General features: G+C 53.1%; 24 protein-coding genes. 15 read left to right on the plus strand and 9 right to left on the minus strand.

Annotated features, from left to right (window positions below):
• Nucleotides 1-78 precede the first annotated feature (78 nt).
• The 8 genes from CYQ09_RS18230 (at nt 79) to CYQ09_RS02375 (ending at nt 10,554) form a co-directional block, all read left to right on the plus strand.
• The gene (locus CYQ09_RS18230; RefSeq protein WP_162617546.1) at nt 79-288 is read left to right on the plus strand and encodes a hypothetical protein; all 210 of its coding nucleotides are present in this window, start codon (nt 79-81) and stop codon (nt 286-288) included.
• Nucleotides 276-1,172 (plus strand): cell division protein FtsQ/DivIB, encoded by an 897-nt coding sequence (locus tag CYQ09_RS02345; RefSeq protein WP_106743852.1) that lies wholly within the window; start codon nt 276-278, stop codon nt 1,170-1,172. Before CYQ09_RS18230 ends, CYQ09_RS02345 begins: the two co-directional genes overlap by 13 nt.
• The gene (gene ftsA, locus CYQ09_RS02350; RefSeq protein ID WP_106743853.1) at nt 1,172-2,506 is read left to right on the plus strand and encodes a cell division protein FtsA; all 1,335 of its coding nucleotides are present in this window, start codon (nt 1,172-1,174) and stop codon (nt 2,504-2,506) included. Before CYQ09_RS02345 ends, ftsA begins: the two co-directional genes overlap by 1 nt.
• A 175-nt stretch (nt 2,507-2,681) precedes the next feature.
• Nucleotides 2,682-4,301, plus strand: a complete 1,620-nt coding sequence (ftsZ, locus tag CYQ09_RS02355) for a cell division protein FtsZ (protein WP_106743854.1) — start codon at nt 2,682-2,684, stop codon at nt 4,299-4,301.
• A 220-nt stretch (nt 4,302-4,521) separates the two neighbouring features.
• Entirely contained in the window at nt 4,522-5,439 is a 918-nt protein-coding gene (gene lpxC, locus CYQ09_RS02360) for a UDP-3-O-acyl-N-acetylglucosamine deacetylase (protein WP_106743855.1), read from the plus strand.
• Nucleotides 5,440-5,564: 125 nt separating this feature from the next.
• A complete protein-coding gene (locus CYQ09_RS02365; protein ID WP_106744536.1) occupies nt 5,565-6,413 on the plus strand; it encodes an outer membrane protein assembly factor BamD in 849 nt (282 codons plus the stop codon).
• A 24-nt stretch (nt 6,414-6,437) separates the two neighbouring features.
• Entirely contained in the window at nt 6,438-8,087 is a 1,650-nt protein-coding gene (gene recN, locus CYQ09_RS02370; RefSeq protein WP_106743856.1) for a DNA repair protein RecN, read from the plus strand.
• A 778-nt stretch (nt 8,088-8,865) separates the two neighbouring features.
• The gene (locus CYQ09_RS02375) at nt 8,866-10,554 is read left to right on the plus strand and encodes a chloride channel protein (protein WP_106743857.1); all 1,689 of its coding nucleotides are present in this window, start codon (nt 8,866-8,868) and stop codon (nt 10,552-10,554) included.
• On the opposite strand, the gene CYQ09_RS02380 is transcribed toward CYQ09_RS02375, so the two are convergent.
• The 5 genes from CYQ09_RS02380 to CYQ09_RS02400 form a co-directional block, all read right to left on the minus strand.
• Nucleotides 10,551-10,892 carry a DUF427 domain-containing protein gene (locus CYQ09_RS02380; RefSeq protein WP_106743858.1) on the minus strand — a complete coding sequence of 114 codons (342 nt, stop codon included), beginning with the start codon at nt 10,890-10,892 and terminating at the stop codon, nt 10,551-10,553. The genes CYQ09_RS02375 and CYQ09_RS02380 overlap by 4 nt on opposite strands.
• A gap of 78 nt (nt 10,893-10,970) precedes the next feature.
• Entirely contained in the window at nt 10,971-12,755 is a 1,785-nt protein-coding gene (locus tag CYQ09_RS02385) for an aminopeptidase P family protein (RefSeq protein ID WP_106743859.1), read from the minus strand.
• Between the two features lie 72 nt (nt 12,756-12,827).
• Nucleotides 12,828-14,708 (minus strand): cobaltochelatase subunit CobT, encoded by a 1,881-nt coding sequence (gene cobT, locus CYQ09_RS02390; protein WP_106743860.1) that lies wholly within the window; start codon nt 14,706-14,708, stop codon nt 12,828-12,830.
• 76 nt (nt 14,709-14,784) lie between these two features.
• Nucleotides 14,785-15,150, minus strand: a complete 366-nt coding sequence (locus CYQ09_RS02395) for a hypothetical protein (RefSeq protein ID WP_106743861.1) — start codon at nt 15,148-15,150, stop codon at nt 14,785-14,787.
• Nucleotides 15,151-15,242: 92 nt separating this feature from the next.
• Nucleotides 15,243-15,590 (minus strand): hypothetical protein, encoded by a 348-nt coding sequence (locus CYQ09_RS02400; RefSeq protein WP_162617547.1) that lies wholly within the window; start codon nt 15,588-15,590, stop codon nt 15,243-15,245.
• A gap of 247 nt (nt 15,591-15,837) precedes the next feature.
• Here CYQ09_RS02400 and CYQ09_RS02405 point away from each other — a divergent pair, with 247 nt between their 5' ends.
• Complete coding sequence (locus CYQ09_RS02405; protein WP_106744537.1) at nt 15,838-16,419, plus strand: NADPH-dependent FMN reductase; 582 nt, start codon at nt 15,838-15,840, stop codon at nt 16,417-16,419.
• 47 nt (nt 16,420-16,466) lie between these two features.
• Here CYQ09_RS02405 and cobS read toward each other — a convergent pair whose 3' ends face one another.
• The gene (cobS, locus tag CYQ09_RS02410; RefSeq protein WP_106743863.1) at nt 16,467-17,453 is read right to left on the minus strand and encodes a cobaltochelatase subunit CobS; all 987 of its coding nucleotides are present in this window, start codon (nt 17,451-17,453) and stop codon (nt 16,467-16,469) included.
• Nucleotides 17,454-17,606: 153 nt separating this feature from the next.
• Between cobS and CYQ09_RS02415 the strand changes: the two genes are divergently transcribed.
• From CYQ09_RS02415 to CYQ09_RS02435, 5 genes are all read left to right on the plus strand, one after another.
• Nucleotides 17,607-18,149, plus strand: a complete 543-nt coding sequence (locus CYQ09_RS02415) for a sigma-70 family RNA polymerase sigma factor (protein ID WP_106743864.1) — start codon at nt 17,607-17,609, stop codon at nt 18,147-18,149.
• Nucleotides 18,146-18,820, plus strand: a complete 675-nt coding sequence (locus tag CYQ09_RS02420) for an anti-sigma factor (protein WP_162617548.1) — start codon at nt 18,146-18,148, stop codon at nt 18,818-18,820. The genes CYQ09_RS02415 and CYQ09_RS02420 overlap by 4 nt, the downstream gene beginning before the upstream one ends.
• Before the next feature lie 173 nt (nt 18,821-18,993).
• Nucleotides 18,994-19,563, plus strand: coding sequence for a fasciclin domain-containing protein (locus CYQ09_RS02425; RefSeq protein WP_106744538.1), 570 nt, complete (start codon nt 18,994-18,996; stop codon nt 19,561-19,563).
• A gap of 128 nt (nt 19,564-19,691) precedes the next feature.
• The gene (gene msrB, locus CYQ09_RS02430) at nt 19,692-20,153 is read left to right on the plus strand and encodes a peptide-methionine (R)-S-oxide reductase MsrB (protein WP_106743866.1); all 462 of its coding nucleotides are present in this window, start codon (nt 19,692-19,694) and stop codon (nt 20,151-20,153) included.
• Nucleotides 20,154-20,582: 429 nt separating this feature from the next.
• A complete protein-coding gene (locus CYQ09_RS02435) occupies nt 20,583-21,020 on the plus strand; it encodes a hypothetical protein (protein WP_162617549.1) in 438 nt (145 codons plus the stop codon).
• Between the two features lie 59 nt (nt 21,021-21,079).
• On the opposite strand, the gene CYQ09_RS02440 is transcribed toward CYQ09_RS02435, so the two are convergent.
• The gene (locus CYQ09_RS02440; RefSeq protein WP_106743868.1) at nt 21,080-21,715 is read right to left on the minus strand and encodes a DnaJ domain-containing protein; all 636 of its coding nucleotides are present in this window, start codon (nt 21,713-21,715) and stop codon (nt 21,080-21,082) included.
• A 78-nt stretch (nt 21,716-21,793) separates the two neighbouring features.
• On the opposite strand from CYQ09_RS02440, the gene CYQ09_RS02445 reads away from it, so the two are divergent.
• Nucleotides 21,794-22,045: a BolA family protein gene (locus tag CYQ09_RS02445; protein WP_106743869.1), complete on the plus strand. Its 252-nt coding sequence runs from the start codon at nt 21,794-21,796 to the stop codon at nt 22,043-22,045.
• Here the strand turns inward: CYQ09_RS02445 and CYQ09_RS02450 are convergent, their stop codons facing one another.
• The gene (locus CYQ09_RS02450) at nt 22,046-22,447 is read right to left on the minus strand and encodes a DUF4177 domain-containing protein (RefSeq protein WP_106744539.1); all 402 of its coding nucleotides are present in this window, start codon (nt 22,445-22,447) and stop codon (nt 22,046-22,048) included.
• A gap of 82 nt (nt 22,448-22,529) precedes the next feature.
• Nucleotides 22,530-24,044, minus strand: coding sequence for an Asp-tRNA(Asn)/Glu-tRNA(Gln) amidotransferase subunit GatB (gene gatB, locus CYQ09_RS02455; protein ID WP_106744540.1), 1,515 nt, complete (start codon nt 24,042-24,044; stop codon nt 22,530-22,532).
• Nucleotides 24,045-24,095: the final 51 nt, after the last annotated feature.

Below are 24,095 nucleotides of genomic sequence, written 5' to 3' on the forward strand. Positions count from 1 at the left end.
GCCAAATAATGGCTTGATCCGCAAAAGGGTCACATAAAATTGACGGGTCACAAAGATCCGCGAAAGAGGCGGTTGGGTATGTCGAGCAGGGCAAACCCGGAAGTTGTTAAAGTTTTGGATCGGCCGATGGCAGCGCGGGCAGGCGCATCATCGTTTGTTATGGATTCTAGAGCAGCTTTACGGGGCAAAACATGTGAAGTGATTGTGACCGATGTTGGTCAGGCGAATGCGCCGGCGGAAACGTCATCCGGTGTTTGGGTGCTGGAGGCTGCGCTATGCGAAGTCTGATCCGGCGTCCTGCTACAACTGGTCCGCATGATCCGGCACCTTCGCGTTTGGGCTATCGCTATCAGCGGTTGCTTTTGACGCCGGGTTTTCGGGCGGCGACACGTATTGGCGTTCCTATTCTTTTGATTGCGGCGATCGCTGGATCGCATTTTTCCAAAGCGGAAAACCGTGCCGCTTTGGTTGCGCAGATCGAAAGTACCAAGCAACGTTTTCAAGAGCGCCCGCAATTCATGGTTAAAGCTATGACTATCACAGGTGCTGATCAGTCAACGATGACAGCTGTGATTGCGCTCTTGCCGACTGACTATCCTGTTTCTTCTTTTGATCTGGATCTTGAACACACGCGCCGCACAATCGAAGCGCTTGACCCGGTGAAAAGCGCAAGCGTGCGTGTCGGCGCGGCTGGCACGCTTGAGGTGCGGTTGACGCCGCGCGTGCCTTCGGCGCTTTGGCGTGATGGTGCGACGTTACGGTTGATCGATGAAACAGGGGTTGTGTCAGGCGTCGTGACGTCCCGGTCCGAGCGGCTCGACCTGCCTTTGATTGCTGGCGACGGCGCAGAACAGCACATCGAAGAGGCACTGGCGCTTTATGCTGGGGCTGGGCCGTTAAGCACCCGTGTGCGTGGCCTTGTTCGTATGGGCGAGCGCCGCTGGGATATCGTGCTGGATCGTGATCAACGCATTTTGTTGCCGGGTGACGGTGCGGTTGCCGCGCTGGATCGCGTTATCGCGCTGAATGCGGCGCAGGACATGTTGGAACGTGATGTGGCCGTTGTCGATATGCGCAATGCGAAACGTCCGACTTTGCGAATGAACGAAGAAGCGGTCGCCGCGTTGCGCCGCGTAAATGAAACAGTTTCTACAAACGGGGCGAACAACTGATGGGCGATGTATACGACAACCAGCGTGCAATGCGTCAAATGCGCAAAGCAGCGATGCAGCGCGGTGTTGTGGCTATTCTTGATGTAGGTACATCCAAGATCGCCTGCCTTGTTTTGCGGTTTGATGGCCCAGAGCAGTTCCGCAATGTTGATGGTGTCGGTTCGATGGCTGGCCAGTCGCAATTTCGCGTCATCGGTGCTGCGACGACCCGTTCGCGTGGTGTCCGCTTTGGCGAAATCGAAGCAATGCAAGAAACTGAACGTGCAATCCGTACGGTTGTTCAGGCTGCGCAAAAGATGGCGAAGGTCCGCGTTGACCACGTGATCGCGTCGCTTTCAGGTGCGCGCCCGCGTTCTTATGGCCTAGATGGCGCGCTGGACGTGTCGGGTGGTATGGTCACTGAACAAGATATTAGCCAAGTCATGGCGAACTGCGATGTACCCGATTACGGCGCGAACCGTGAAGTGTTGCATGCACAGCCGGTGAATTTTGCGCTAGATCACCGGTCTGGTCTTGCAGATCCACGTGGTCAAATAGGTCACAAGCTGACGACTGACATGCATATGCTGACGGTTGATTCAACGGCGCTGCAAAACTTGTTCTACTGTATTAAGCGCTGTGATCTTGAACTGGCTGGGCTGGCATCGTCTGCCTACGTGTCGGGGATGTCGTCGCTTGTTGAAGACGAACAGGAACTTGGCGCGGCGTGTATTGATCTGGGCGGTGGATCGACTGGTATTTCGGTGTTTATGAAGAAACACATGATCTATGCGGACTCTGTTCGGATGGGCGGGGACCACGTGACATCTGATATCTCGATGGGACTGCAAATTCCGACGGCGACGGCTGAGCGGATCAAGACGTTCTACGGCGGCGTTGTTGCGACCGGCATGGATGATCGTGAAATGATAGAAACCGGCGGTGATACTGGCGATTGGGAACATGATCGCCGCACGGTTAGCCGTGCCGAATTGATTGGCATCATGCGTCCGCGTGTCGAAGAGATTTTGGAAGAGGTCCGTGCGCGTCTGGATGCGGCTGGTTTTGAACACCTGCCAAGCCAACAGATCGTGTTGACCGGCGGCGGCAGCCAAATTCCTGGGCTTGATGGTTTGGCAAGTAAAATTCTGGGCCAGCAAGTGCGTCTTGGTCGCCCATTGCGTGTGCAGGGCCTTCCTCAAGCTGCGATTGGTCCCGCATTTTCAAGCGCGGTTGGTCTGTCGTTGTTTGCGGCGAACCCGCAAGATGAATGGTGGGATTTCGAAATTCCGGCGGATCGCTACCCGGCGAGATCGTTTAAACGTGCTGTGAAATGGTTCAAAGACAACTGGTGATGCGCGACATTTAGCCGATTGGCCGAAATCGAGCGGGCATCCGATAAAATTTGTCCAGATTTGGTGTCTATTTTGTGTTTTTCCCGTGACCTTTCGGCATCACCCGGTTAAGATGAGCCTAATAAGCAGTCAGGCGCCCGGTGGGACGGGCTCATAAAAACAGGCGGATCGAGCAATGACATTGAATCTCTCCCTCCCGGGGCATGACGAACTGAAGCCACGCATCACTGTATTTGGTGTGGGTGGCGCTGGCGGTAACGCTGTGAACAACATGATTGAGCAGGCGCTTGAAGGCGTCGAGTTCGTCGTTGCAAACACAGATGCGCAAGCCCTACAGCAATCGCGCTCAGAGCAGAAAATCCAGATGGGTCTAAAAGTGACCGAAGGTCTGGGGGCTGGTGCACGCGCAACTGTCGGCGCTGCAGCTGCTGAAGAAAGCATTGAACAAATCGTTGATCACCTTGCTGGGGCACACATGTGCTTTATCACAGCGGGTATGGGCGGCGGCACTGGTACTGGTGCAGCCCCGATCATCGCACAAGCAGCCCGTGAACTGGGCGTCCTGACTGTTGGTGTTGTCACCAAACCTTTCCAGTTCGAAGGCGGCAAACGCATGAAACAAGCTGATGCAGGCATCGAAGCCCTGCAAAAGGTTGTTGATACGCTGATCATCATTCCAAACCAGAACCTGTTCCGTTTGGCGAATGAAAACACAACATTTACCGAAGCTTTCGCCCTTGCAGATGACGTTCTGTACCAAGGTGTGAAAGGTGTGACTGACCTTATGGTTCGTCCGGGCCTTATCAACCTCGACTTTGCTGATGTTCGCGCCGTCATGGACGAAATGGGCAAGGCGATGATGGGTACCGGCGAGGCTGAAGGTGAAAACCGTGCGATTCAAGCTGCTGAAAAGGCCATCGCGAACCCATTGCTGGACGAAATCAGCCTCGAAGGCGCGAAGGGTGTTCTTATCAACATCACTGGTTCGCACGATCTGACATTGTTCGAACTGGACGAAGCTGCAAACAAAATCCGCGAAAAGGTCGACCCAGAAGCAAACATTATCGTTGGTTCTACGCTGGACACCAGCATGGAAGGCAAGATGCGCGTTTCCGTGGTTGCTACAGGTATCGACGCTGCAATGAGCAACGCAGACACGCCGCTACCACGTCGTAGCATGGCGGCACCTTTGGCGCAGCCGGTTGCGATTGAGACACCTGCACCTGCGCCAGTTCAAGAAGCGCCTGCTCAGGTCGCGGCGGCTGCACCGCAGCAAGAAGAACGCACATTGTTCCAAGATCTGGACATGCCGACTGCGGCTGCTCCGCAGCCCGCGCCAGTGCAACAACCGGCGCCGCAACCCGTCGCCGCACAGCCTGTCCAAACACAACAACCTGTGCAGCAACAGCCTGCAGCGTCACACGATTTGCCGCCGCCCGCATATACGCCGCGTCCTGAACCAACACTAAGCGAAGCTGATAGTTTTGTTGCGCCGCGCGCGCCGGGTACGCCTTCTCCCGAAGCTTTGGCGCGTTTGCAAGCGGCGGTTAGCCGCGCGCCGAAACAAAACGAACAGCAGCCACAAGCCGCTGCGCCTGTTGCCGAAGATGCTGAAAAGCCGCGTTTTGGGATCAACTCGTTGATCAACCGCATGACGGGTGCGCAGGCAGATGCTGCAGCTCAGCAACCTGCGCGCGCTCAGCCTCAGGTGACACCATTACACCAAGAGCCTGAAGCAAATGAAGATCAAGATCGCATCGAAATTCCTGCGTTCTTACGCCGTCAGGCGAACTAATATCCACGTCACAGAATTGTGACGTCAGGTAAGTATGACACAAAAGGTCGCCCAAGGGCGGCCTTTTTTCTTTAACTTACAGTGGGTTGTGATATTTGCCGCATTGCGGTCATGAAAGCGGCCAGGCATGTTTCATACCGTTGTAAAGAGTGAGTTGAGCCGAAGGCCATGGCGTTTTAACTATAACGTCAACAATTAACCCTGAAAGGCGCGTTACGCCGTGCAAACTACGCTTAAATCTCGGGTCACTTTTGACGGTATCGGTCTTCACTCTGGAGCGCCGGTCACGATTGTATTGCATCCGGCCGCCGCGAATACCGGGGTTGTGTTTCGTCGTGTCGATTTGACTGGAACACCGCAATTGGCTGCGAAGTGGGATAGCGTTATTGTTTCACCTTTGAATACGCGTTTGACCAACGCTGACGGTGTGACAGTGTCCACAATTGAACATTTGATGGCGGCCTTGTCGGGGTGTGGCGTGCATAACGTTTTGGTCGATATCGACGGTCCCGAAGTGCCAATTCTAGACGGCAGTGCTGCGACATTTGTGCGTGGAATTGTAAATGCTGGATTGACGCGCTTGTCCGCACCTTTGCGTGCAATCGAAATTTTGAAAGACGTATCCGTGTCTGAAGGCGAAGCCTTTGCGCAGCTTTCACCAGCCACTTCGCTACAAATTGATTTTGCGATCGATTTTGCGGATGCCGCAATTGGTAAGCAACGCAAGACGCTGAACATGGCCAATGGTACGTTCGTACGCGAGCTTTGTGATAGCCGTACATTCTGCCGTTCTGCTGATGTCGACGCGATGCGTGCAAATGGTCTGGCGCTTGGTGGTACGATGGAAAACGCTGTTGTCGTTGATGGCGCGACAGTGTTGACGCCCGGTGGTTTGCGCCATGCTGATGAGGCTGTGCGCCACAAGATGCTTGATGCATTGGGTGATTTATATACCGCAGGCGCACCAATTTTGGGCCGCTACACGGGTACACGGTCTGGTCATGCGATGACAAACCGTTTGCTACGCGCCTTGTTTGATGATTCCTCGGCTTGGCGTTGGGTGAATTGTGATGCAAAAATCGCGGCGCGGTTGCCCGGTGTGGGCGTCAGTGTTGCCGATCTTAACGCCGTTGCATAAGTCTACCGCGAACAGTTGATCACAGCGTGTTCAAAAGGCATTTTGCCCCTCATTTTTCTATGCTAGACCCATCCGTAACAAATGGTGCGCGTAAAGCGTGCGCAGTCAGTAATGAGGTCGCAGTCATGTCAGCCAGTTTGGATAAGTTCCGACGCCGCACAAAGGGGTGTGGCGCTGTTTTGGCGCTTGTGGTTCTTGCGGGCTGCGGTGGCGGCTTGGCAGAAGAACCGTTGGATAGCATGACTGCGCAGCAGATTTTCGAACGCGGTGAAGCGCAGGTTGAACGCGGAAACCCGGATGATGCTGCTTTTACATTTGGAGAGATCGAGCGACTTTATCCGTATTCTGAATTTGCTCAACGTGCGCTGATCATGCAGGCGTATTCATATCATCGTGATGGTGACTATGAAAACAGCCGCGCATCTGCGCAGCGATTTTTAGATTTCTATCCGGCGGAAGATGATGCACCCTATGCCGCCTATCTGTTGGCCCTGTCTTATTATGATCAGATCGATGATGTAGGCCGTGATCAAGGCTTAACGTTTCAAGCATTGCAGGCCTTGCGGGCCGTGATTGAACGTTACCCTGACAGTGATTACGCACGTAGTTCTATTCTTAAATTCGATCTGGCGTTTGACCATCTTGCCGCGAAAGAAATGGAAATTGGCCGCTACTACCTTAAGCGGGGACATTACGCTGCGGCTGCAAACCGATTCCGTACCGTTGTCGAAGATTTTCAAACTACGGTTCACACCCCCGAAGCCTTGCACCGCCTTGTCGAATCTTATCTGTCGATTGGATTGGTTGACGAAGCGCAAAGCGCTGGTGCGATTTTGGGACACAACTATCGTTCGACTGAATGGTATGAATCGAGTTACGCGTTGCTGAACGGGCAGGGGCTTCCGGCTGAGGTGTCCGGCGATAATTGGCTGGCATCAATCTATCGGCAGGTGCTGCGCGGTGAATGGCTGTAATCATAACATGGATCGGGGGCTAGGATGCTACGCGGTCTAGATATTCGCGACATGCTGATCATTGATCGGCTTGAGCTCGCTTTTCAGCCGGGTCTCAATGTTCTTACGGGTGAAACCGGTGCTGGTAAGTCAATTTTACTAGATTCATTGGGCTTTGTGCTTGGTTGGCGTGGGCGTGCGGAATTGGTTCGTCAAGGTGCAGATCAGGGCGAGGTGACAGCCTGGTTTGATCTGCCAGCAGGGCACCCCGGCTTTGCCGTGCTTGAAGATGCTGGCATTGCGATCGAGGATGAACTGATTTTACGTCGTGTGAATACGCGTGATGGTCGCAAGACGGCATGGATCAACGATCGTCGCGTGAGTGGCGAAGTGCTGCGCAATCTGTCTGAAACGCTGGTCGAGCTGCATGGTCAGCATGACGACCGCGGTTTGTTGAACCCGCGCGGGCACCGGCAGATGCTGGACACCTATGCCGGGTTACAGGGCAACCTTGATAAGGTACGTGCCGCGTGGCGTCAGTTGGCTGATGCGCGTAAGGCGCTAACTGCTGCTGAGGCGCGGATTGCCGAAGCCCAAGCCGAAGAAGAGTATTTACGCCATTCAGTCGCTGAGTTGGACGCCTTATCACCAGAAGCTGGGGAAGAGGCGACGCTGGATACGCAGCGCAGGCTGATGCAAGCGGCCGAAAAGATTCGCACTGATATTGGCAAAGCGGGCGAAGCGTTAGGCATGAATGGTGCCGAGGGGCTGGTCAGTGATGCGTCACGCTGGCTTGTTGGTGTTGCTGATAAAGCCGAGGGGCAGCTTGATGATCCGTTAGGCGCGATTGAACGGGTGATGCTTGCCTTGGATGAGGCGCAAAGTGGTATTGCAAGCTGCCTTGATACGCTGTCGTTTAATACATCAGAGCTAGAAGATATCGAAGAGCGCCTATTTGCGATCCGCGGATTGGCACGAAAACATGGCGTTCTGGCCGATGATCTACGCGACTTTGCGGATGGGTTACGTGGGCGCTTGGCTGTTCTAGACGACGGTGCGCGGGATCTCAAAACGTTGACAGGTAATTTGCAAACGGCGCAGGCGATCTTTGATGCGGCAGCGATCCAGCTAACAGAAAAGCGGACAAAAGCTGCGAAGTCATTGGATAAAGCAATGGCTGCAGAGCTTGCACCGCTAAAGATGGAGCGCGCGGTCTTTGTGACGAATATCACGCAATCAGACGCGGGCCCTGAAGGTGCTGACGCTGTTGCGTTTACCGTGGCAACAAACCCGGGCGCGCCAGCCGGGCCACTGAACAAAATCGCATCTGGCGGCGAACTTAGCCGATTTTTATTGGCGCTAAAGGTATGCCTGACAGAGTCCGACGCGGGCTTGACGATGATTTTTGACGAAATTGATCGAGGTGTCGGCGGTGCAACAGCTGATGCCGTTGGTAGGCGTCTGGCCGATCTTGCCGCTGGTGGGCAGGTTTTGGTTGTGACCCATTCACCGCAAGTCGCAGCATTGGGCGGATATCATTGGCGTGTTGAAAAGCAGCAGAACGAAGATGCGACAACATCGACTGTTGTACCGTTGGATGACGCGGCTCGGATTGACGAAATTGCGCGGATGATTTCTGGAGACCGTGTGACCGACGCTGCAAGAGAAGCTGCCAAGGCTCTTATTTCATCTTAGGACGAATTAGGGGCGGGGTATACCATCGCAGCGCGACAACACGTATACACCACCCCTAGAACTGTAGTACCCGACCCACTCATAACGCGCGTATCTCGGCCACTCACCTCCTCGACACGCCTTGTACAATCTGTCCTGAGAAAGGTCCGCAAACGACCCTTTCTTTAACGTTGAAATCACTTGGCTAAACACCGCGTCGACTTCAAGAATACTCGCCACAACACGAGAGCAAAATACCCCCTTCATCAAACTACCAGAGCGCGAAGTCGTTGATCAACCTGTCCCAAAGTATGTCATAATTGCTGACCTATGTGGATTTGCCCGGTGCTGCAATCATATGTTGAGTTTATGCGTCTTTGTTTTCAGCAGTTTATCGGCGCCAAAGCGGACTTCTATAGCGAATTTTTGTAAAATTCTGCTAAATATGAGGTTTTTATGCTGTTTGCTGAAATGGTTAGCGGTTTATGAAATATGAGACTTGTGTGGTGGTGCAACTTTGGGGGGATTTCCGAAAGTTAACGTATTTTTGACAGGGTTACTGTTCCCAGAAGGGACGTTACGTAAACCGTCGTGTGTCCGCACGAATGACGGGAAAACGCTCGCGAATCTATGGGCGAAGTGTTGGCGATTCGTTCAACTTTAGCGAATCATTTCCGCGTTGTGCAAATCACACGTGATCACGTCGTCTTATGTTCGCCCCTTGGACAGCTGCAGTGGATCGCATACACAAATTTTAAGCGCGTGTTGCGCATAGTATTGATGTAGGGCGCTGACCGGCATGGGCGAGCCGATTAAAATTTTACTGCGGCAAGGTGTCAGTGATGCGAAATCGGCCTGCTATGATGCTGCGCGTGTGGTCAAAACACGTGGCCCAACACAGATACAGTTCTGGTTCATTGCACTCATTATTGGCATCGGCGCAGGGTTGGCCGCGCTGTTTTTTAGGCTTGGGATCGAATATATTCAGTCGACGCTTTACGGTACGGACGATATCACCCGGCTTCATAGTTTTATCGCGGGCTTAAAGTGGTACCAGATTGTTGCAATCCCGGTTGCAGGTGGACTGGCCGTCGGTATCATTCTCGATAGGTTTACCGATGACGGGCGCGTCCGGTCTGTTGGTGACGTTATCGAAGGGGCGGCATTGTCTGAAGGCCGCGTAGAAGTACGGCGGGGCCTTGCTTCGGCTATCGCGTCGTTGTTGACCCTTTCATCTGGTGGGTCAACGGGCCGTGAAGGGCCGGTCGTTCACCTTGCCGCTGTACTTTCGACCATTGTCTGCCGATGGTTAAATGCGAACGGGATAACAGGTCGGGATTTGCTTGGGTGTGCCGTTGCTGCTGCTGTTTCAGCAAGTTTTAACGCGCCGATTGCTGGTGCGTTATTCGCTCTCGAGGTCGTGTTGCGCCACTTTGCAGTTCATGCATTTGCGCCGATTGTTATCGCGTCAGTCGCTGGCACAGTCATTAACCGACTGGCCTTTGGGGATGTCACTGAATTTGTTCTACCGGTGCAGAATGCGTTGGCGTTTTACGTCGAGCTGCCAGCATTTCTTATCCTTGGCCTCGTGTGCGGCCTCGTGGCCGTCATCTTGATGAAGGCTATCTTTTGGGCCGATGATTTCGGCACCTATGTTCAGCGCGAAACTGGTCTGCCGCGGTTTTTGCGGCCAGCGATTGCGGGAGGCTTGCTGGGGTGTATTGCAATCTGGTGGCCGCATATCATTGGGGTCGGGTATGAAACGACTTCGGCTGCGCTTCAAGGCAACCTTGTTTTACACGAAGCTATTACGTTTGGAATCTTAAAGGTGATGGCCGTTGCGATCACTATGGGTGGGCGTATGGGGGGCGGTGTGTTTTCTCCGTCCTTGATGGTGGGTGCACTGACAGGTTTGGCATTTGGTCTGATTGCAACAGCGATTTTCCCCACCGTATCAGGTGAAGGAACATTGTATGCGCTGGCCGGTATGGGCGCGGTCGCGGCTGCTGTGTTGGGGGCTCCGATTTCGACCACCTTGATCGTGTTTGAATTGACAGGCGATTGGCAGACCGGATTAGCGGTCATGGTTGCGGTGTCACTTTCGACGGCACTGTCATCACGTTTGGTCGATCGGTCGTTTTTTCTTACGCAACTTGAACGGCGTAACGTGCATTTGGCGGCGGGCCCTCAGGCCTACCTACTCGCAACTTTCAAGGTCGCGAGCGTGATGCGGCCTGCGGACACACCGCGGGCGGCACCAGAAGACGCCTGTTGGGATTTGATCCGTGACGGTGTGTATGTCGATGGGAATGCAACGCTGGAACAGGCCATGCCTTTGTTTGACCAAGCCAGTCACACGTTTATTCCGGTGGTCACGTTGGGGGGCGAAGACAGCCCACCGCAATTATGGGGCGCGCTGTTTCAGGTGGATGCGTTGAAGGCAATGAACCGGGCGTTGTCAGAGACAGCCGCCGAGGAACACTCTTAAACCTGTTCGACGGCGACCTTATTTGTGTGAAATGCAAGGTGATCTTTAATCTCGGCAACATCCGCGTTGGGGTCGGTATAGGACCATACTGCGTCTGCAATCGGGCCGCTTTTTGCAACGATTGAAAAATAGCTTGCTTCGCCTTTGAATGGGCACGACGATTTCGTCTCGGACGGTTCAAGAAAGGCCATCGCAATATCGCTGCGCGGGAAATAGATTACCGCAGGATAGTCACCTTCTGTCAGTTCAAGTGCGTTCTGGCTTTCGCCAAGGACAGCGCCACCTGCACGTACAACCCAAGTTCCAGTTGCCGGACGAATTTTGATGTGATCAGCCATGAGCGAATTCCTTTTGGTGAAGGCCGCAACAATTGTTACCGCCGTAGCGTGTTATGGGCGCAGTATGACAGTTTCATGTCAAAGCGGAGCGCAGGCCTTAGACAGCCAAGCGCGCGTCGCATCATCAAGACGCGGCGCAAGAAGCGTGACTGTATCCGCATGGTAGCGATCAATCCAGTCCCGTTCTGCCGTTGTCAGCAAGTCAGTATCAATCAGGTGTCGATCTAGGGGGACAAAGGTCAAGGTGTCAAAGGACAACATGTCTCGCTTGTCAGCGCCTGACAATTCTGGGGCAGGGACCACGGTGATCAGGTTTTCAATCCGAATGCCAAATTCCCCCTCGCGGTAGTAACCGGGCTCGTTTGACAGGATCATACCGGGCTCGAGCGCAATGTCTGACCGGCGCGAGATACCTTGCGGTCCTTCGTGGACGCTCAGGTAGCTGCCAACCCCATGGCCTGTACCGTGATCATAGTCCTGCCCCGCCAACCACAGGTTTGCACGTGCCAGAGAATCCAAATGCTGCCCTGCGACGCCTTTGGGGAACCGAATGCGGCTGATCGCGATCATGCCCTGCAGCACACGCGTGTAGCAAATCCGATGTTCAGCTGTTGATGTGCCGACGATGATGGTGCGCGTGATGTCTGTTGTGCCATCCACGTATTGGCCACCACTATCAACTAAAAGAAGCTCGCCTGTGTGGACTGTGCGGTTGGTCTTTTCGTTGACCCGGTAATGCACAATCGCGCCATTCGGGCCTGCGCCACTGATGGTTTCAAAGCTGATGTCACGCAGGGCATTTGTCTGAACGCGAAATGCCTCGAGCGCTTTGACCACATCGATTTCGGTTAGCTGACCTTTTGGTGCTTCGTCGTCTAACCATGCCAAGAATTTGACCATCGCAACAGCATCGCGGGCATGCGCAGCTTTTGCGCCCGAAATTTCTGTCGGGTTCTTAACTGCTTTTGGCAATAAACACGGATCTGGCCGTTTCACGGTTTCGATCTTTGCGTTTTCCAATGTGCTTTCAACGATGTTTGGGCAAGATCCAGCATCAATTTGTACAGATCCAGGTAGCCGTGCGACATTTTCCAAGAAATGTGCGATATCGTGCACGGTTACATCATGGCCAAGGTGTTCGGAAACGCCGTCCGCCTTGCCGGTGCCTGCGAACAGATCAACCTGCCCAGTGGCATGAAGAATAGCAAAGGCCTGAGGGACAGGATTTCGTTCAACATCTGTCCCCCGTATGTTCAAAAGCCAAGCGATACTATCTGGGAGTGTGATAATAGCAGACTGCGCGGATAGGTTTTTAGCAATGCGCGCGCGTTTTATGGTGTGTGTTTCACCTGCGTGCTCAATTGCATGGGGGGTGAAAGGCGCAGCTGGTGCCGTTGGTTGATCGTCCCATATTGTATCAATTAAATTGTCGACGGGGCGAAGTACATAGTCTTGCAAGTCTTTAGTTAGATTGTTGATTTCCTGCGCGGTATGAAGCCACGGGTCAAATCCGATCGTTGCGCTAGGTGGCAAGTGTTTCGCTATCCAATCAGCGAGCAGGGTTTCAGGCCAGTCCACCGGCGTGAACACGCTGTCCACTTCAGTGCGAACTTGCACGCGGTATCGTCCATCAACGAACACACCGGCGATGTCAGGCAGTACCGCGCAAAATCCTGCGGACCCCGAAAACCCTGTCAGCCAAGCCAATCGTGCATCGCGAGGTGCCACATATTCACCTTGGTGCGCATCGGCACGTGGGACGAGAAAAGCATCGAGCCCTTGTGCTTTCATTTGCGCGCGTAGCTCTGCAAGTCGGGGTGGGCCTTGTTCCGGGTTCGTTTGCGCCGCAAAATTTTGAAACATATCAATGCCCTAAAAGTAAGGTTTCTAAAAACACGACGCCGGTAGATCAAATTTAGCTAAATTTGATCGCGCCTAGCCCGCTTTTCGCATTCCAAGAACACGTGCGCGTTTTCGCGGATCGGTGTCGAATAGGCTCGCAAGTTGTTCGGTCATTGCCCCGGCAAGCTGCTCAACATCGGTAATTGTCACTGCGCGTTCGTAATAGCGTGTCACATCGTGACCGATCCCAATCGCAACCAATTCGACGGCTTTACGCTTTTCGACCATGGCAATCACATCACGCAGGTGTTTCTCTAGGTAGTTGGCGGGGTTCACTGACAGAGTGGAATCATCCACCGGCGCGCCGTCCGAGATTACCATTAGTACTTTGCGCTGCTCTGGTCGGTTTACAACACGGCGGTGCGCCCATTCAAGCGCCTCTCCGTCGATGTTTTCTTTCAGCAAGCCCTCTTTCATCATCAGCCCAAGGTTCGGACGGGTCCTGCGCCATGGTGCGTCAGCAGATTTGTAGATGATGTGGCGTAGGTCGTTCAGGCGACCTGGCTTAGCCTCGCGGCCTTCCCCAAGCCATTTTTCACGAGACTGCCCGCCTTTCCACGCTTTGGTGGTGAAACCTAAAATCTCAACTTTGACATCGCAGCGTTCCAGCGTCCGTGCCATCACATCTGCACAGATTGCAGCGATCGAGATCGGCCGACCGCGCATTGAGCCTGAGTTGTCGAGTAATAGCGTCACAACGGTATCGCGAAATTCAGTGTCTTTTTCCACTTTGAACGAAAGCGGGGTCGTCGGCGATGCAACGACGCGCGCCAAACGGCCAGCGTCCAAAATACCCTCTTCGCGGTCGAATTCCCACGACCGGTTTTGTTGTGCTTGAAGACGGCGCTGCAGTTTATTGGCTAGCCGGCTGACGGCACCTTTCAGCGGATCCAGCTGTTGGTCGAGGTATGCGCGTAGGCGTTCAAGCTCTGCAACTTCGGCTAAATCTTCGGCACCGATTTCTTCGTCGAATTCGGTCGTAAAGACCGTGTAATCAGGATCAGCATCAGACACCGGTTGTGGAGCAGGTGGCTCAAGCGGGGCTTCGCCCTCGGGCATTTCGGCTTCTTCGCCCATTTCTTGGTCAGCCTGTTCGTCCATGCTGACCTGCGCCTGACTGGCGTCTTGTTGTTCGTCTTGTGATTGCTCTGGTGCGGCATCGGCTTCTTCGCCTTCGTCATCATCGTCGCCGGTGCTATCCGGTTCTTGCTGATCTTCGTCGCTACCTTCTTCGGCTTGGTCGTCTTGATCATCATCAAGACTGTCTGGATCATCGCCAAGCTGATCGCCATAGCCCATGTCACTGATCAACTGGCGTGCAAGTTTCGCAAAGGCTTGTTGGTCGTTCAGTGTGTTTTCAAGATTATCGAGCGTGCCGTCGCAGTGATCCTCGATAAAGCCACGCCACAGTTCCATGACGTTGTCTGCACCCTTGGGTAGATCACGACCGGTCGCCATGTGGCGAATCAAGTAGCCAGTGGCGACCGACAAAGGTGCGTCAGCAGCCTGCGTGATCTGGTCATAGCCCTTGCGCATTGCTTCGTTTTCGATTTTGGCGTCGATGTTGCCAGCGGTGCCGGGCATGTGTTGCGCGCCAACGGCTTCGATCCGGGCGGTTTCCATCGCATCATACAGATCACGTGCCATTTGCCCTTGGGGCATGTAGCGCGCGGATACTTTTGGATCGTGGAATTTGTGGCGGAGCGCAAAAGCATCTGCCGTGCCGCGTGCCAAAAGCACCTCATCACGGGTCATGCGCCGCGTCACTTGAGGCAGGCGTATGCTGTCGGCTGTCTGGCCTGCAGGATCCACCGAATAGGTGACCGACAATTCAGAATCGTCGGCCAGAACTTTGGTCGCCTCGGCAAGTGCCTTTTTGAACGGGTCGGCAGGATTATCGGTAGGTTTGTTCATCGGCAGCGTCCTTTGTTGCTTTGCAAACTAGAACCCGATGCACGCAATGACCAGAGGGCAGACGCCGAAACCTAGGCTATTCTTCCTCCAAGTGATCGTATTCAAATGTAATCATAGCCTCGGGTGCGATTTCAAATACGCTATCAACCATTTCATGCATGTTGTTCAACCGCGCAACGCCGCGAATGACGGTGCCTTCTTCGTCCACAAAAGCGAGCCGTGGCTGATAGGTTTTACCGCCAACTTCGATCGATCCTTCGTCAAATAGATACGCTAATTCGGTCACGATACCTTCGACGTTGGCCTTTGCGATGTCTTCGCTCATGCTTTCTGCAAATAAAGGAAGTAGCGTGTGTGCGACAAGCGTTGTCGCGGCTTCGACCAAATCTTCGTGACCGATAACATAGCCATCAGGAAGTTCGGTCCCAATTTTCATTTTCATGTTAATCTCCTACTCTTAAACTTTTCGTAATAATACGGTGAAAACCGACGGGATTGTGACATTCTCGGGGCGTTTCAAGTACAGCTTTAAGTTTAGCTTAATAAAAGTCCAGTACACTCTCGGATTAGGCGGGTCGCCTGATTCTGTGCCCAATTGGCATCGTAAGGATCATCGTTGAATGCAGCGCGGGTCAAGAGGGCAGCGTGCGCTGATTTCGACGCAATACGCCAACTTAGGACATCACGTGCATGGTCTGTCGGCATAATCGCGTTAATGAGCTGTACCATGTTGTCGCGCTGGGTCTGCGTCACTTCTGAACCTTCTCCGTCAAACATCCACTGAAATTCCATTGTCGCTGAAAATCTTCCAGCGCAGGTTGCGAACACGCGAAGCTGTTCATCTTCGGGACCGAAATCGGCGTGGGCTGCCTGTATGGTCATCATGACACAAAGGGCTAATTTGATTAGATGGTGCGCGAAATGTTCCATAATTTTATGCTATCTGGGCACTGTGCGCGATCAACGCCCCAAGAGTATTGCCAGCGCTCCATTCGCATAGGTGTTTGTGCGGAAGGGGTGTAGGGATTGTCTTCATTCGCGCACAGACGCTGCGCTCGTGTGTGGATTGTCGACGGCGTGCTTAGCCTTAAGTTAATCGTAGAAATGAAATCAAACCTAGGAGATGACGATGTCCACCCTCCCTAAAATTGCTGTAATCATTGGTTCGACCCGTGAAACTCGCTTTGCTGATAAACCAGCTGCTTGGCTAATGAAGCAGGCCGAGGCGCGTGATGATTTTACCGCAGAGCTTGTCGATCTGCGTGATTATGATTTGCCACTGTTTAACGAAGCCGCATCAAATAAATGGATGCCAAGCACCGATCCCAAAGCCATCGCGTGGCAGGAAAAGCTGGCCGAGTTCGACGGCTATATTTTTGTTGTCGCTGAATATAACCATTCGATCACTGGCGCGCTGAAAAATGCGTTGGATCAGGCGTACAATGAATGGAACCGTAAACCGATGGGCTATCTAGGGTATGGCGGGGTCGGTGCGGCGCGCGCGGTGGAACATCTGCGTCTGATTGGTGTCGAGCTTGCCATGGTGCCCGTCCACGGTGCCGTTCACATCGGTGGTGGGGACTTTATGGCTGTGCATCCAATGGGTTCTGATGATCCGATTGAAACAATCGAAGACCACATCTTGCCCGCCGCGAACGATATGTTCGATGATATGGTTTGGTGGGGGAACGCCACCAAAGCCGTACGTTAAATACAAGAAAGGCGGGGAACTCCCCGCCTTTTTCAATGTGATATTGCTTACCCGAGGCTCAGGCTAGCTGCGCTTTCAGGTAGCTCTTCGTCAAAGCAGCGTTGATAGAATTCAGCAACGGTTTGACGTTCGAGTTCATCGCATTTGTTCAAGAACGATAGGCGGAACGCGTATCCGACGTCTTGGAAGATGCGGGTGTTTTCTGCCCATGCCAATACGGTACGCGGTGACATCACAGTGGACAAATCACCGTTCATAAATGCGGTGCGGGTCAGATCCGCGACAGTAACCATCTGGCTGATCATTTTGCGGCCTTGTTCGGTATTGAAATGCGGTGATTTCGACACCACGATAGCTGCTTCGGCATCGTGTGAAAGGTAGTTCAGCGTTGCCACAAGTGACCAACGGTCCATTTGGGCTTGGTTAATCTGCTGTGTCCCGTGGTACAGCCCAGTTGTATCGCCCAAGCCTACAGTATTCGCCGTCGCAAACAGTCGGAAATATTTGTTGGGGGTGATGATCTCGTTCTGATCCATCAAGGTCAGTTTACCATCTGCTTCGAGAACGCGTTGAATGACGAACATAACGTCAGCGCGGCCTGCGTCATATTCATCAAATACGATTGCAACCGGGTTGCGAAGCGCCCAAGGCAAAATGCCTTCGTGAAATTCGGTAACCTGTACGCCATCACGCAATTTAATCGCGTCTTTCCCGATAAGGTCGATGCGGGAAATGTGGCTGTCAAGGTTCACACGTACCGCTGGCCAGTTCAGTCGCGCGGCAACTTGTTCGATGTGGGAAGATTTACCTGTCCCGTGGTACCCTTGGATCATGACGCGGCGATTGTAGCCGAATCCAGCAAGAATCGCCAAAGTGGTATCTGGGTCGAACTTATATGTGCTGTCGATGTCAGGAACGCGATCTGTGCGATCGGCAAAGCCCTTGATTTTCATATCACTGTCGATGCCAAACACTTCGCGGACCGAAATATCTTCGGTCGGTTTTGCGTTCATATCCAGTGTGCCGTCAGCCATGTGTGCCGCCTTTGCGTTAATCGTCTAATGTTGCGTTATCGGATGCACCATATCGCGTGCCACGGCAAGTACCAGAGGGCGCGGCAAAGTTTGCAAAACCGATTTGGCCTTTGCGTTTTTATGTGCTTAGGTTTTGGGCAGCAAGGAGTGACCATGACATCGCTTGAAGACATTGAACACTATATCGATCGTATCGCTTTGGGGGATCGTGATGCATTCGCGTCACTATATAATTCGACCTCGGCGAAACTTTTTGGCGTCACCTTGCGTGTGTTGAATAACCGCGCTGAAGCGGACGACGCATTGCAGGAGGTTTACATCAAGGTTTGGCGTGCCGCAGGCCGCTATCAGTCAAATGGCCTAAGCCCGATGACATGGCTGATCACAATAGCACGAAATCACGCTATTGATCGGTTGCGTGCCCGTAAAAAAGGGCAAGCGGGTTTGGACGAAGTCGCTGAGCTTGCTGATCCGGCTGCCGGACCAGAGGCGCAAGCGATTGCATCTTCGCAAAGGGCGCAGATTAACGACTGTCTTGATGAATTGCCCGCTGACCGGGCCGAATCTGTGCGACGCGCCTATCTTGATGGCGACACTTATCAAGATTTGGCGGACCTGATGCAGGTGCCGTTGAATACGATCCGTACATGGCTGCGCCGCAGCCTGATCAAATTAAAGGACTGTCTGTCAAAATGACTGATGACGTCACAGATGATGCCCCCCTTTCGGCTGCTGCCGAATATGCGCTGGGCCTGTTAACCCCTTCAGAGGCGCGCGCCTTTGAAGAGCAGATGAATCGCGACCTCAATTTGCGAGCAGAGCTTGTGCTATGGCAGGAACACCTTGTCACGCTTACTGATGATATCGCTCCGGTTGCTCCGCCTGAACATACGTTTCAAGAGATTGCGAATAGATTGTTTGGTGTTCAACAGAAACGTTGGAGCCTGACTTCGCTTCTTGCCGGCGCCGTGAGCGCGATTGCTTTGGCAGCAGCGGTTGCATTTGTTGTTCTTCCCGCGCCCAACCCCACGCAAAACGATCTTATCGCTGGATTGGTCGGTGATGAGATTGGTCTGCAAGTGGATGCCGTCTTTGACCCCGATACGAATACGCTGACCGTCGATCGCGTGGCCGGTGGCCCCGCAGAAGGCCGCGTGTTTGAAATTTGGTTGATCGCGGGCGATGATGCGCCTGTATCGCTAGGTCTGCTACCAGATGCGCCAAATGGCCAAGTGCAGATTGCAACTGAACTTGCAGCACTATTTGCAGGTGGCGTTCTTGCGCTGAGTGATGAACCCCCCGGCGGGTCACCAACAGGCGCGCCAACAGGCGATGTGGTTGCGGTTGCACCGTTTAGCAACGTCTAGACCTTCCTGATTTAAGGATTAGGTGGCCGCCCTGTAAAAGCAGGGCGGCCTTTTTTCAACAAAAAACAGTTGTTTAAAATTTTTTTGAGAAACGCTGAAACTATTTGCACAGCCAACGCGTGGTTTCTCTCGACCGCGGCAAAAACGCCCCGGAAACTTTGGAGAGACCGATGATGAAATTTACTAAAACATTCACAACAACGATCGCTTTGACAATCGCAGCGGGCACTGCATTCGCGGCAAGCCATGCAATGAACCCGACAGTTGGCGGCGCTGAGATGTTGGAATCTAAAAACATCGTTGAAAATGCAGTGAACAGCCCGATCCACAAAACTTTGGTTGCTGCTGTCGTTCAAGCAGAGCTTGCTGAAACACTGTCTGGTGAAGGTCCGTTCACAGTATTCGCACCGACAGACGATGCATTTGCAAAACTCCCTGCAGGTTCGGTCGAAGAACTACTGAAGCCAGAAAACGCAGATCGCTTGGTGCAAATTTTGACATGCCACGTCGTAGCCGCTGATGCGATGTCTGATGCAATTCAAGGTATGATCGCGGACGACAACGGACGTCATCCAGTTCCAACTCTCGGCGGGTGTACACTGCAAGCGACATATGACAACGGAACAATCATGCTCGAGGACGAACAGGGTCAGGTCGCTACAGTGACTGTCGCTGATGTGAAGCAATCAAACGGTGTTATCCACGTGATTGATACTGTGATGCTGCCCGCCGTTCAGGGCTAACGAGGTTGTGCAGGGCGGCAGGTGGTTGGTTTCCCCGTACTTTTGTAATGCCGCTTCTCACAGCAAGGTGCATCGCCTGAAATATGGCGATGCGCTACAATATCCCAAAGTCGATAGGAGAATACACCATGCAACGCAGAAATTTTATGGCACTGTCGCTTGCCGCAATTGCGTCTGGACGTGGCGTGTTCGCGCAGGAAGCGTTTGAGGTGACGCGCTCTGAACGTGAATGGCGCGCGATGTTGACCGACATTCAATACCAAGTGATGCGCGAAGAAGCGACAGAGCGCGCGGGATCATCACCCTTGGATAAAAACTATGCCGACGGAACCTATTATTGTCGCGGATGCGATTTGGCGCTTTATCCATCCGACACGAAGTATGACAGCGGTACAGGCTGGCCGAGCTTTTATGAAAGCCTGCCCAACGCAATTGGTACAAAAGAAGATCGGAAGCTGTTTTCAGTTAGAACTGAATGCCATTGCCGTCGATGCGGTAGCCATTTGGGGCATATTTTTGACGATGGTCCACAGCCAACAGGTAAACGGCACTGTCTAAATGGCGTCAGCTTGGTCTTTCGTGCTGCGTAAATAAACATGGCAAAATATGGGCGTTGCGCCCGTTTTTTTGGCCGTAGGTTCCTGTTTTGGCGACAGTGTTAGGCATATCGTCACACTGTCGTTGAGGAATTGTTTCAGCTTAACCCCTCAGGGTTTTGCTAATTATTTGATAATAAGAAATAATACACCTGCGTATCGCATCAGCGGCATGTTGCCTTTTTTCTTGTTTGGATCGGCGGAATGTGGCACAAAAATGTCGATGGGGGTGTTGTGAGTGTGTCAAAACGCACTTTTTGAAAACATGCGTTCCCATAGTTGATGATTGACGATGTGAGTTTGGGGATAGTTGAGATGTTAAGTTATTTTTTAAATATTTTACGTTTGACAAAGGGGGAAAGGGCACTTGCAACCGCATACGCCGGAGTAAGCGCCACCTCTGCTGGAATTATGATGCTTGTTATGGCTGGTGTAAAAGGTGGGCAGCTTCAGTCCGTTTACCCGGTCGGATATGAAATTTGGATTATCATGGCTGGCGCGATAAGTGGGGCAGTTGCGCTTTACCTTACACGCGGCTGGATGGGGCTGTCAGGTGGTCTTGGGATTGTGCGGGCGTTGTTCGGGGGCTGTGCGACTGCGTTGATTGCGTCCTTGATTGGCGGCACTTTGATCGTTCCCGTTTATGGCACTTTTTTCGCACCAATCATGGTGGTCGCAGCCTTTGGCTTAAATCCTTGGCTGGCTGTCTCTTGGTTCGCGGTGATTTTAGCGGCGCACGGGTTGTTGATGCGCCGTATTGCAGAGCTACGCGAGGCGGCTCTTGCAGCTGATGATTCAGCGATTGGGCAGCTTAGCCCGATGTCACAGGCCAACCTATATCCAAAGCATAAACATTTATAGAAATGATGAGTTGAATGAGACGCGTAAAAAGGGGCCAGTTGGCCCCTTTTTTTATTTAATCAGTCTTTATCGCGAAAGTGCTTGCTGACTTTGATTTGCTCCCAAGCCCAGACAACCTCTGACAGTTGTTCTTCTTGGCTTCGGTCGCCACCGTTCATGTCCGGGTGGAGTACCTTGATCAGCGACTTATAGACTTTGCGAATTTGCGGTTTTGACCAGTTGTCATCCGCTTCTAAAATATCGACCGCGCGGCGTTCGGTTGGCGGCAATTTGCGGCCTTTCTTAGCGCCTTTGCCCGGATTGCGTGTTGCGTTTGCACCAAGCACCTGATGCGGATCTTCAATACCAAGGCGAGCCCAAGCACGTTCTTCGACGCTACGCTTCATTGGCTTGGTTGGACGTTCCCAGACGCGGTCTTGGGTCATCTGTGCCGCTAGTTCGGCCTCTGTGGTTGTTTCAAAGAAATTCCACTTGAGGTTATATTCACGGACGTGTTGTTGGCAGAACCATAGATAATCGTCCAAAATATCGGGCGATTTCGGCGCACGGAACTTTGCAGGTTCTTCGCAGCCTTCGTGTTCGCAAACGCGCTGGGATGTCTCGGACGCGCCGGACAAACCGCGACGACCGCGGGGGTTCTTTTTCTTAGAACTCGACACTGACATGTCGAAACCAAAGGGATCATCTTTTTTCATGGTGCGTCTCACCTTTCCGACTCGGACAACAGACTTTAAACCCCACAGCGTGAGATTGAAGAGGGTAGAGGAAAAATAATGGCCTTAGAGGCAGAAATTCGCACAGCATTGGCTACACTTTCACCAACTGTGCTTGAAGTGATTAACGAAAGTGCCATGCATAGTGGACATGCTGGCGATGACGGGTCGGGCGAAAGCCACTGGCGGGTTGTTGTGAAGGCCGCGCAGTTGGACGATATGTCACGCATCGCCCGGCACCGGGCCATTCACGCCGCCCTAGGAAAAGATATCATCGGCCGCATTCATGCGTTGGCTATTGATATCCAATAACTATTCCGCAGCGACCTCTGACGAGGGCTTAGCCGGGGGTGTGACCTTTTTGGGTTCGACCTTTGGTTCTGCCTCGTCAGCGGGATTTTCAGCTTTGGGTGATTCAACCTTTGGCTCGGGCTTGGGCGCTGGGGTTGTAACAGCGGGCGCGGGTGTTTTCGGGCGCTGCGCTTTTTTTGCGCGACGGAACACCAACATATTTTGATAGACGGTTGTTTTGCCCATCAAGCCTTCGCGTTGTTCTGAAGGCAGTGTATCTGCACGCAGATAGTCCCAACCGTCACCAGCCATTTTGTTCATCACTGTTTCCAGCGCGATTGCAAAACGATCTTCGGCTGTTTTTGCGCCTTTGGCTTTTACACCGCGCGTAGGTGCCGGCACGACCATGTATTCGTATGACATTCCGTCACCCCTAATTTCCACCAACAGCATATAGCAATTACGGTGCGCGATTCCAAGCGCGCACCGTGACGCATAAGTTGCTTTAAAGGCCGAGCTTTGCGGCGACCAATTTGTTGACGGCTGCCGGGTTTGCCTTGCCGCCTGTTGCTTTCATCACCTGACCAACGAACCAGCCTGACAGTTTAGGGTTGGCTTTGGCTTTTTCGACCTGCGCAGGGTTGGCGGCGATGATCTCGTCCACGGCGGCTTCAATCGCGCCTGTGTCCGTGACCTGTTTCATACCTTCGGTTTCAACGATCTCTTCGGGATCGCGACCAGTTGTGTAGCAGATCTCGAACACGTCTTTTGCAATTTTTCCTGAGATCACATCAGATTTGATTAGCGCAATGATTTGACCCAGTTGTGCAGCACTTACTGGGCTATCTTCGATGCCCTTGTCTTCGTCTTTCTTCAGGCGGCCGAACAGTTCGTTGATGACCCAGTTTGCAGCCAATTTGCCGTCTTTGCCCTCCGCTACCTGTTCGAAGTACTGGGCATTCGCAACTTCGGCAGTCAGCACAGAAGCATCGTAATCAGACAGCCCAAAATCTGCGATAAAGCGCGCTTTCTTGGCGTCGGGCAATTCTGGTAGGGATGCCGCGATATCATCGACCCAGGCCTGTTCAATTTCAAGAGGAAGCAGGTCGGGATCCGGGAAGTAGCGATAATCATGCGCTTCTTCCTTGGACCGCATTGAACGGGTTTCGTTTTTGTCTGGATCATACAGACGCGTTTCTTGCACGACGTCTTTGCCGTCTTCCAGCAAGGCAATTTGACGACGCGCCTCTACATCAATCGCGGCTTGGATAAACCGGGTCGAGTTCATGTTCTTGATTTCACAACGGGTGCCAAGGTGGCTGAAATCTTGGGTCGCTTGATATTTCTCGTAATCGCCAGGGCGGCAGATCGACACGTTGACGTCGGCACGCATGTTGCCGTTTTGCATGTTGCCGTCACAAGTGCCCAAGTACCGCAGGATTTGGCGCAGCTTTAGAACATATGCCGCGGCCTCTTCCGGGCCACGAATGTCCGGGCGGCTGACGATTTCCATCAGTGCAACGCCTGTACGGTTCAGGTCGACGAAAGACATGTTCGGGTCCATGTCGTGGATGGATTTACCAGCGTCTTGTTCTAGGTGAATGCGTTCGATCCGTACGTTACGCGCGGTTCCGTCACCCATTTCAACCAAGACTTCGCCTTCGCCCACAATCGGGTGGTAAAGCTGCGAAATCTGATAGCCCTGCGGCAGGTCAGGGTAGAAATAGTTTTTGCGGTCAAAGGCAGACATCAGGTTGATTTCCGCCTTTAGCCCCAATCCGGTGCGCACAGCCTGTGCGACACATGCTTCGTTGATGACAGGCAACATGCCGGGCATACCTGCGTCCACAAACGCAACGTTGCTGTTGGGCTCGGCCCCGAATTGCGTCGACGCACCCGAGAAAAGTTTTGCCTTGGTCGCGACCTGCGCGTGCACTTCCAGCCCGATCACAAGTTCCCAGTCTTCTTTGGCGCCTGCGATCACCTTTGGTGTCGGGGCTTCGTATGTCAGATCGAGCATCTGCGCATCCTTTGTATTGTTTGGCTGCTGTCTAAAAGAACCTGCAGCCAG

Origin of the sequence: Yoonia maritima, assembly GCF_002933395.1 — a bacterium.
Classification (GTDB): Bacteria; Pseudomonadota; Alphaproteobacteria; order Rhodobacterales; family Rhodobacteraceae; genus Yoonia; species Yoonia maritima_A.

What these genes read in the sequence shown, in the direction of transcription:
- CYQ09_RS18230 (WP_162617546.1), top strand. Translation starts at nt 79, where the DNA reads ATGTCGAGCAGGGCAAACCCGGAAGTTGTTAAAGTTTTGGATCGGCCG.
- CYQ09_RS02345 (WP_106743852.1), top strand. Translation starts at nt 276, where the DNA reads ATGCGAAGTCTGATCCGGCGTCCTGCTACAACTGGTCCGCATGATCCG.
- ftsA (WP_106743853.1), top strand. Translation starts at nt 1,172, where the DNA reads ATGGGCGATGTATACGACAACCAGCGTGCAATGCGTCAAATGCGCAAA.
- ftsZ (WP_106743854.1), top strand. Translation starts at nt 2,682, where the DNA reads ATGACATTGAATCTCTCCCTCCCGGGGCATGACGAACTGAAGCCACGC.
- CYQ09_RS02365 (WP_106744536.1), top strand. Translation starts at nt 5,565, where the DNA reads ATGTCAGCCAGTTTGGATAAGTTCCGACGCCGCACAAAGGGGTGTGGC.
- recN (WP_106743856.1), top strand. Translation starts at nt 6,438, where the DNA reads ATGCTACGCGGTCTAGATATTCGCGACATGCTGATCATTGATCGGCTT.
- CYQ09_RS02375 (WP_106743857.1), top strand. Translation starts at nt 8,866, where the DNA reads ATGGGCGAGCCGATTAAAATTTTACTGCGGCAAGGTGTCAGTGATGCG.
- CYQ09_RS02380 (WP_106743858.1), bottom strand. Translation starts at nt 10,892, where the DNA reads ATGGCTGATCACATCAAAATTCGTCCGGCAACTGGAACTTGGGTTGTA.
- CYQ09_RS02385 (WP_106743859.1), bottom strand. Translation starts at nt 12,755, where the DNA reads ATGTTTCAAAATTTTGCGGCGCAAACGAACCCGGAACAAGGCCCACCC.
- cobT (WP_106743860.1), bottom strand. Translation starts at nt 14,708, where the DNA reads ATGAACAAACCTACCGATAATCCTGCCGACCCGTTCAAAAAGGCACTT.
- CYQ09_RS02395 (WP_106743861.1), bottom strand. Translation starts at nt 15,150, where the DNA reads ATGAAAATGAAAATTGGGACCGAACTTCCTGATGGCTATGTTATCGGT.
- CYQ09_RS02400 (WP_162617547.1), bottom strand. Translation starts at nt 15,590, where the DNA reads ATGACCATACAGGCAGCCCACGCCGATTTCGGTCCCGAAGATGAACAG.
- CYQ09_RS02405 (WP_106744537.1), top strand. Translation starts at nt 15,838, where the DNA reads ATGTCCACCCTCCCTAAAATTGCTGTAATCATTGGTTCGACCCGTGAA.
- cobS (WP_106743863.1), bottom strand. Translation starts at nt 17,453, where the DNA reads ATGGCTGACGGCACACTGGATATGAACGCAAAACCGACCGAAGATATT.
- CYQ09_RS02415 (WP_106743864.1), top strand. Translation starts at nt 17,607, where the DNA reads ATGACATCGCTTGAAGACATTGAACACTATATCGATCGTATCGCTTTG.
- CYQ09_RS02420 (WP_162617548.1), top strand. Translation starts at nt 18,146, where the DNA reads ATGACTGATGACGTCACAGATGATGCCCCCCTTTCGGCTGCTGCCGAA.
- CYQ09_RS02425 (WP_106744538.1), top strand. Translation starts at nt 18,994, where the DNA reads ATGAAATTTACTAAAACATTCACAACAACGATCGCTTTGACAATCGCA.
- msrB (WP_106743866.1), top strand. Translation starts at nt 19,692, where the DNA reads ATGCAACGCAGAAATTTTATGGCACTGTCGCTTGCCGCAATTGCGTCT.
- CYQ09_RS02435 (WP_162617549.1), top strand. Translation starts at nt 20,583, where the DNA reads ATGGCTGGTGTAAAAGGTGGGCAGCTTCAGTCCGTTTACCCGGTCGGA.
- CYQ09_RS02440 (WP_106743868.1), bottom strand. Translation starts at nt 21,715, where the DNA reads ATGAAAAAAGATGATCCCTTTGGTTTCGACATGTCAGTGTCGAGTTCT.
- CYQ09_RS02445 (WP_106743869.1), top strand. Translation starts at nt 21,794, where the DNA reads ATGGCCTTAGAGGCAGAAATTCGCACAGCATTGGCTACACTTTCACCA.
- CYQ09_RS02450 (WP_106744539.1), bottom strand. Translation starts at nt 22,447, where the DNA reads ATGTCATACGAATACATGGTCGTGCCGGCACCTACGCGCGGTGTAAAA.
- gatB (WP_106744540.1), bottom strand. Translation starts at nt 24,044, where the DNA reads ATGCTCGATCTGACATACGAAGCCCCGACACCAAAGGTGATCGCAGGC.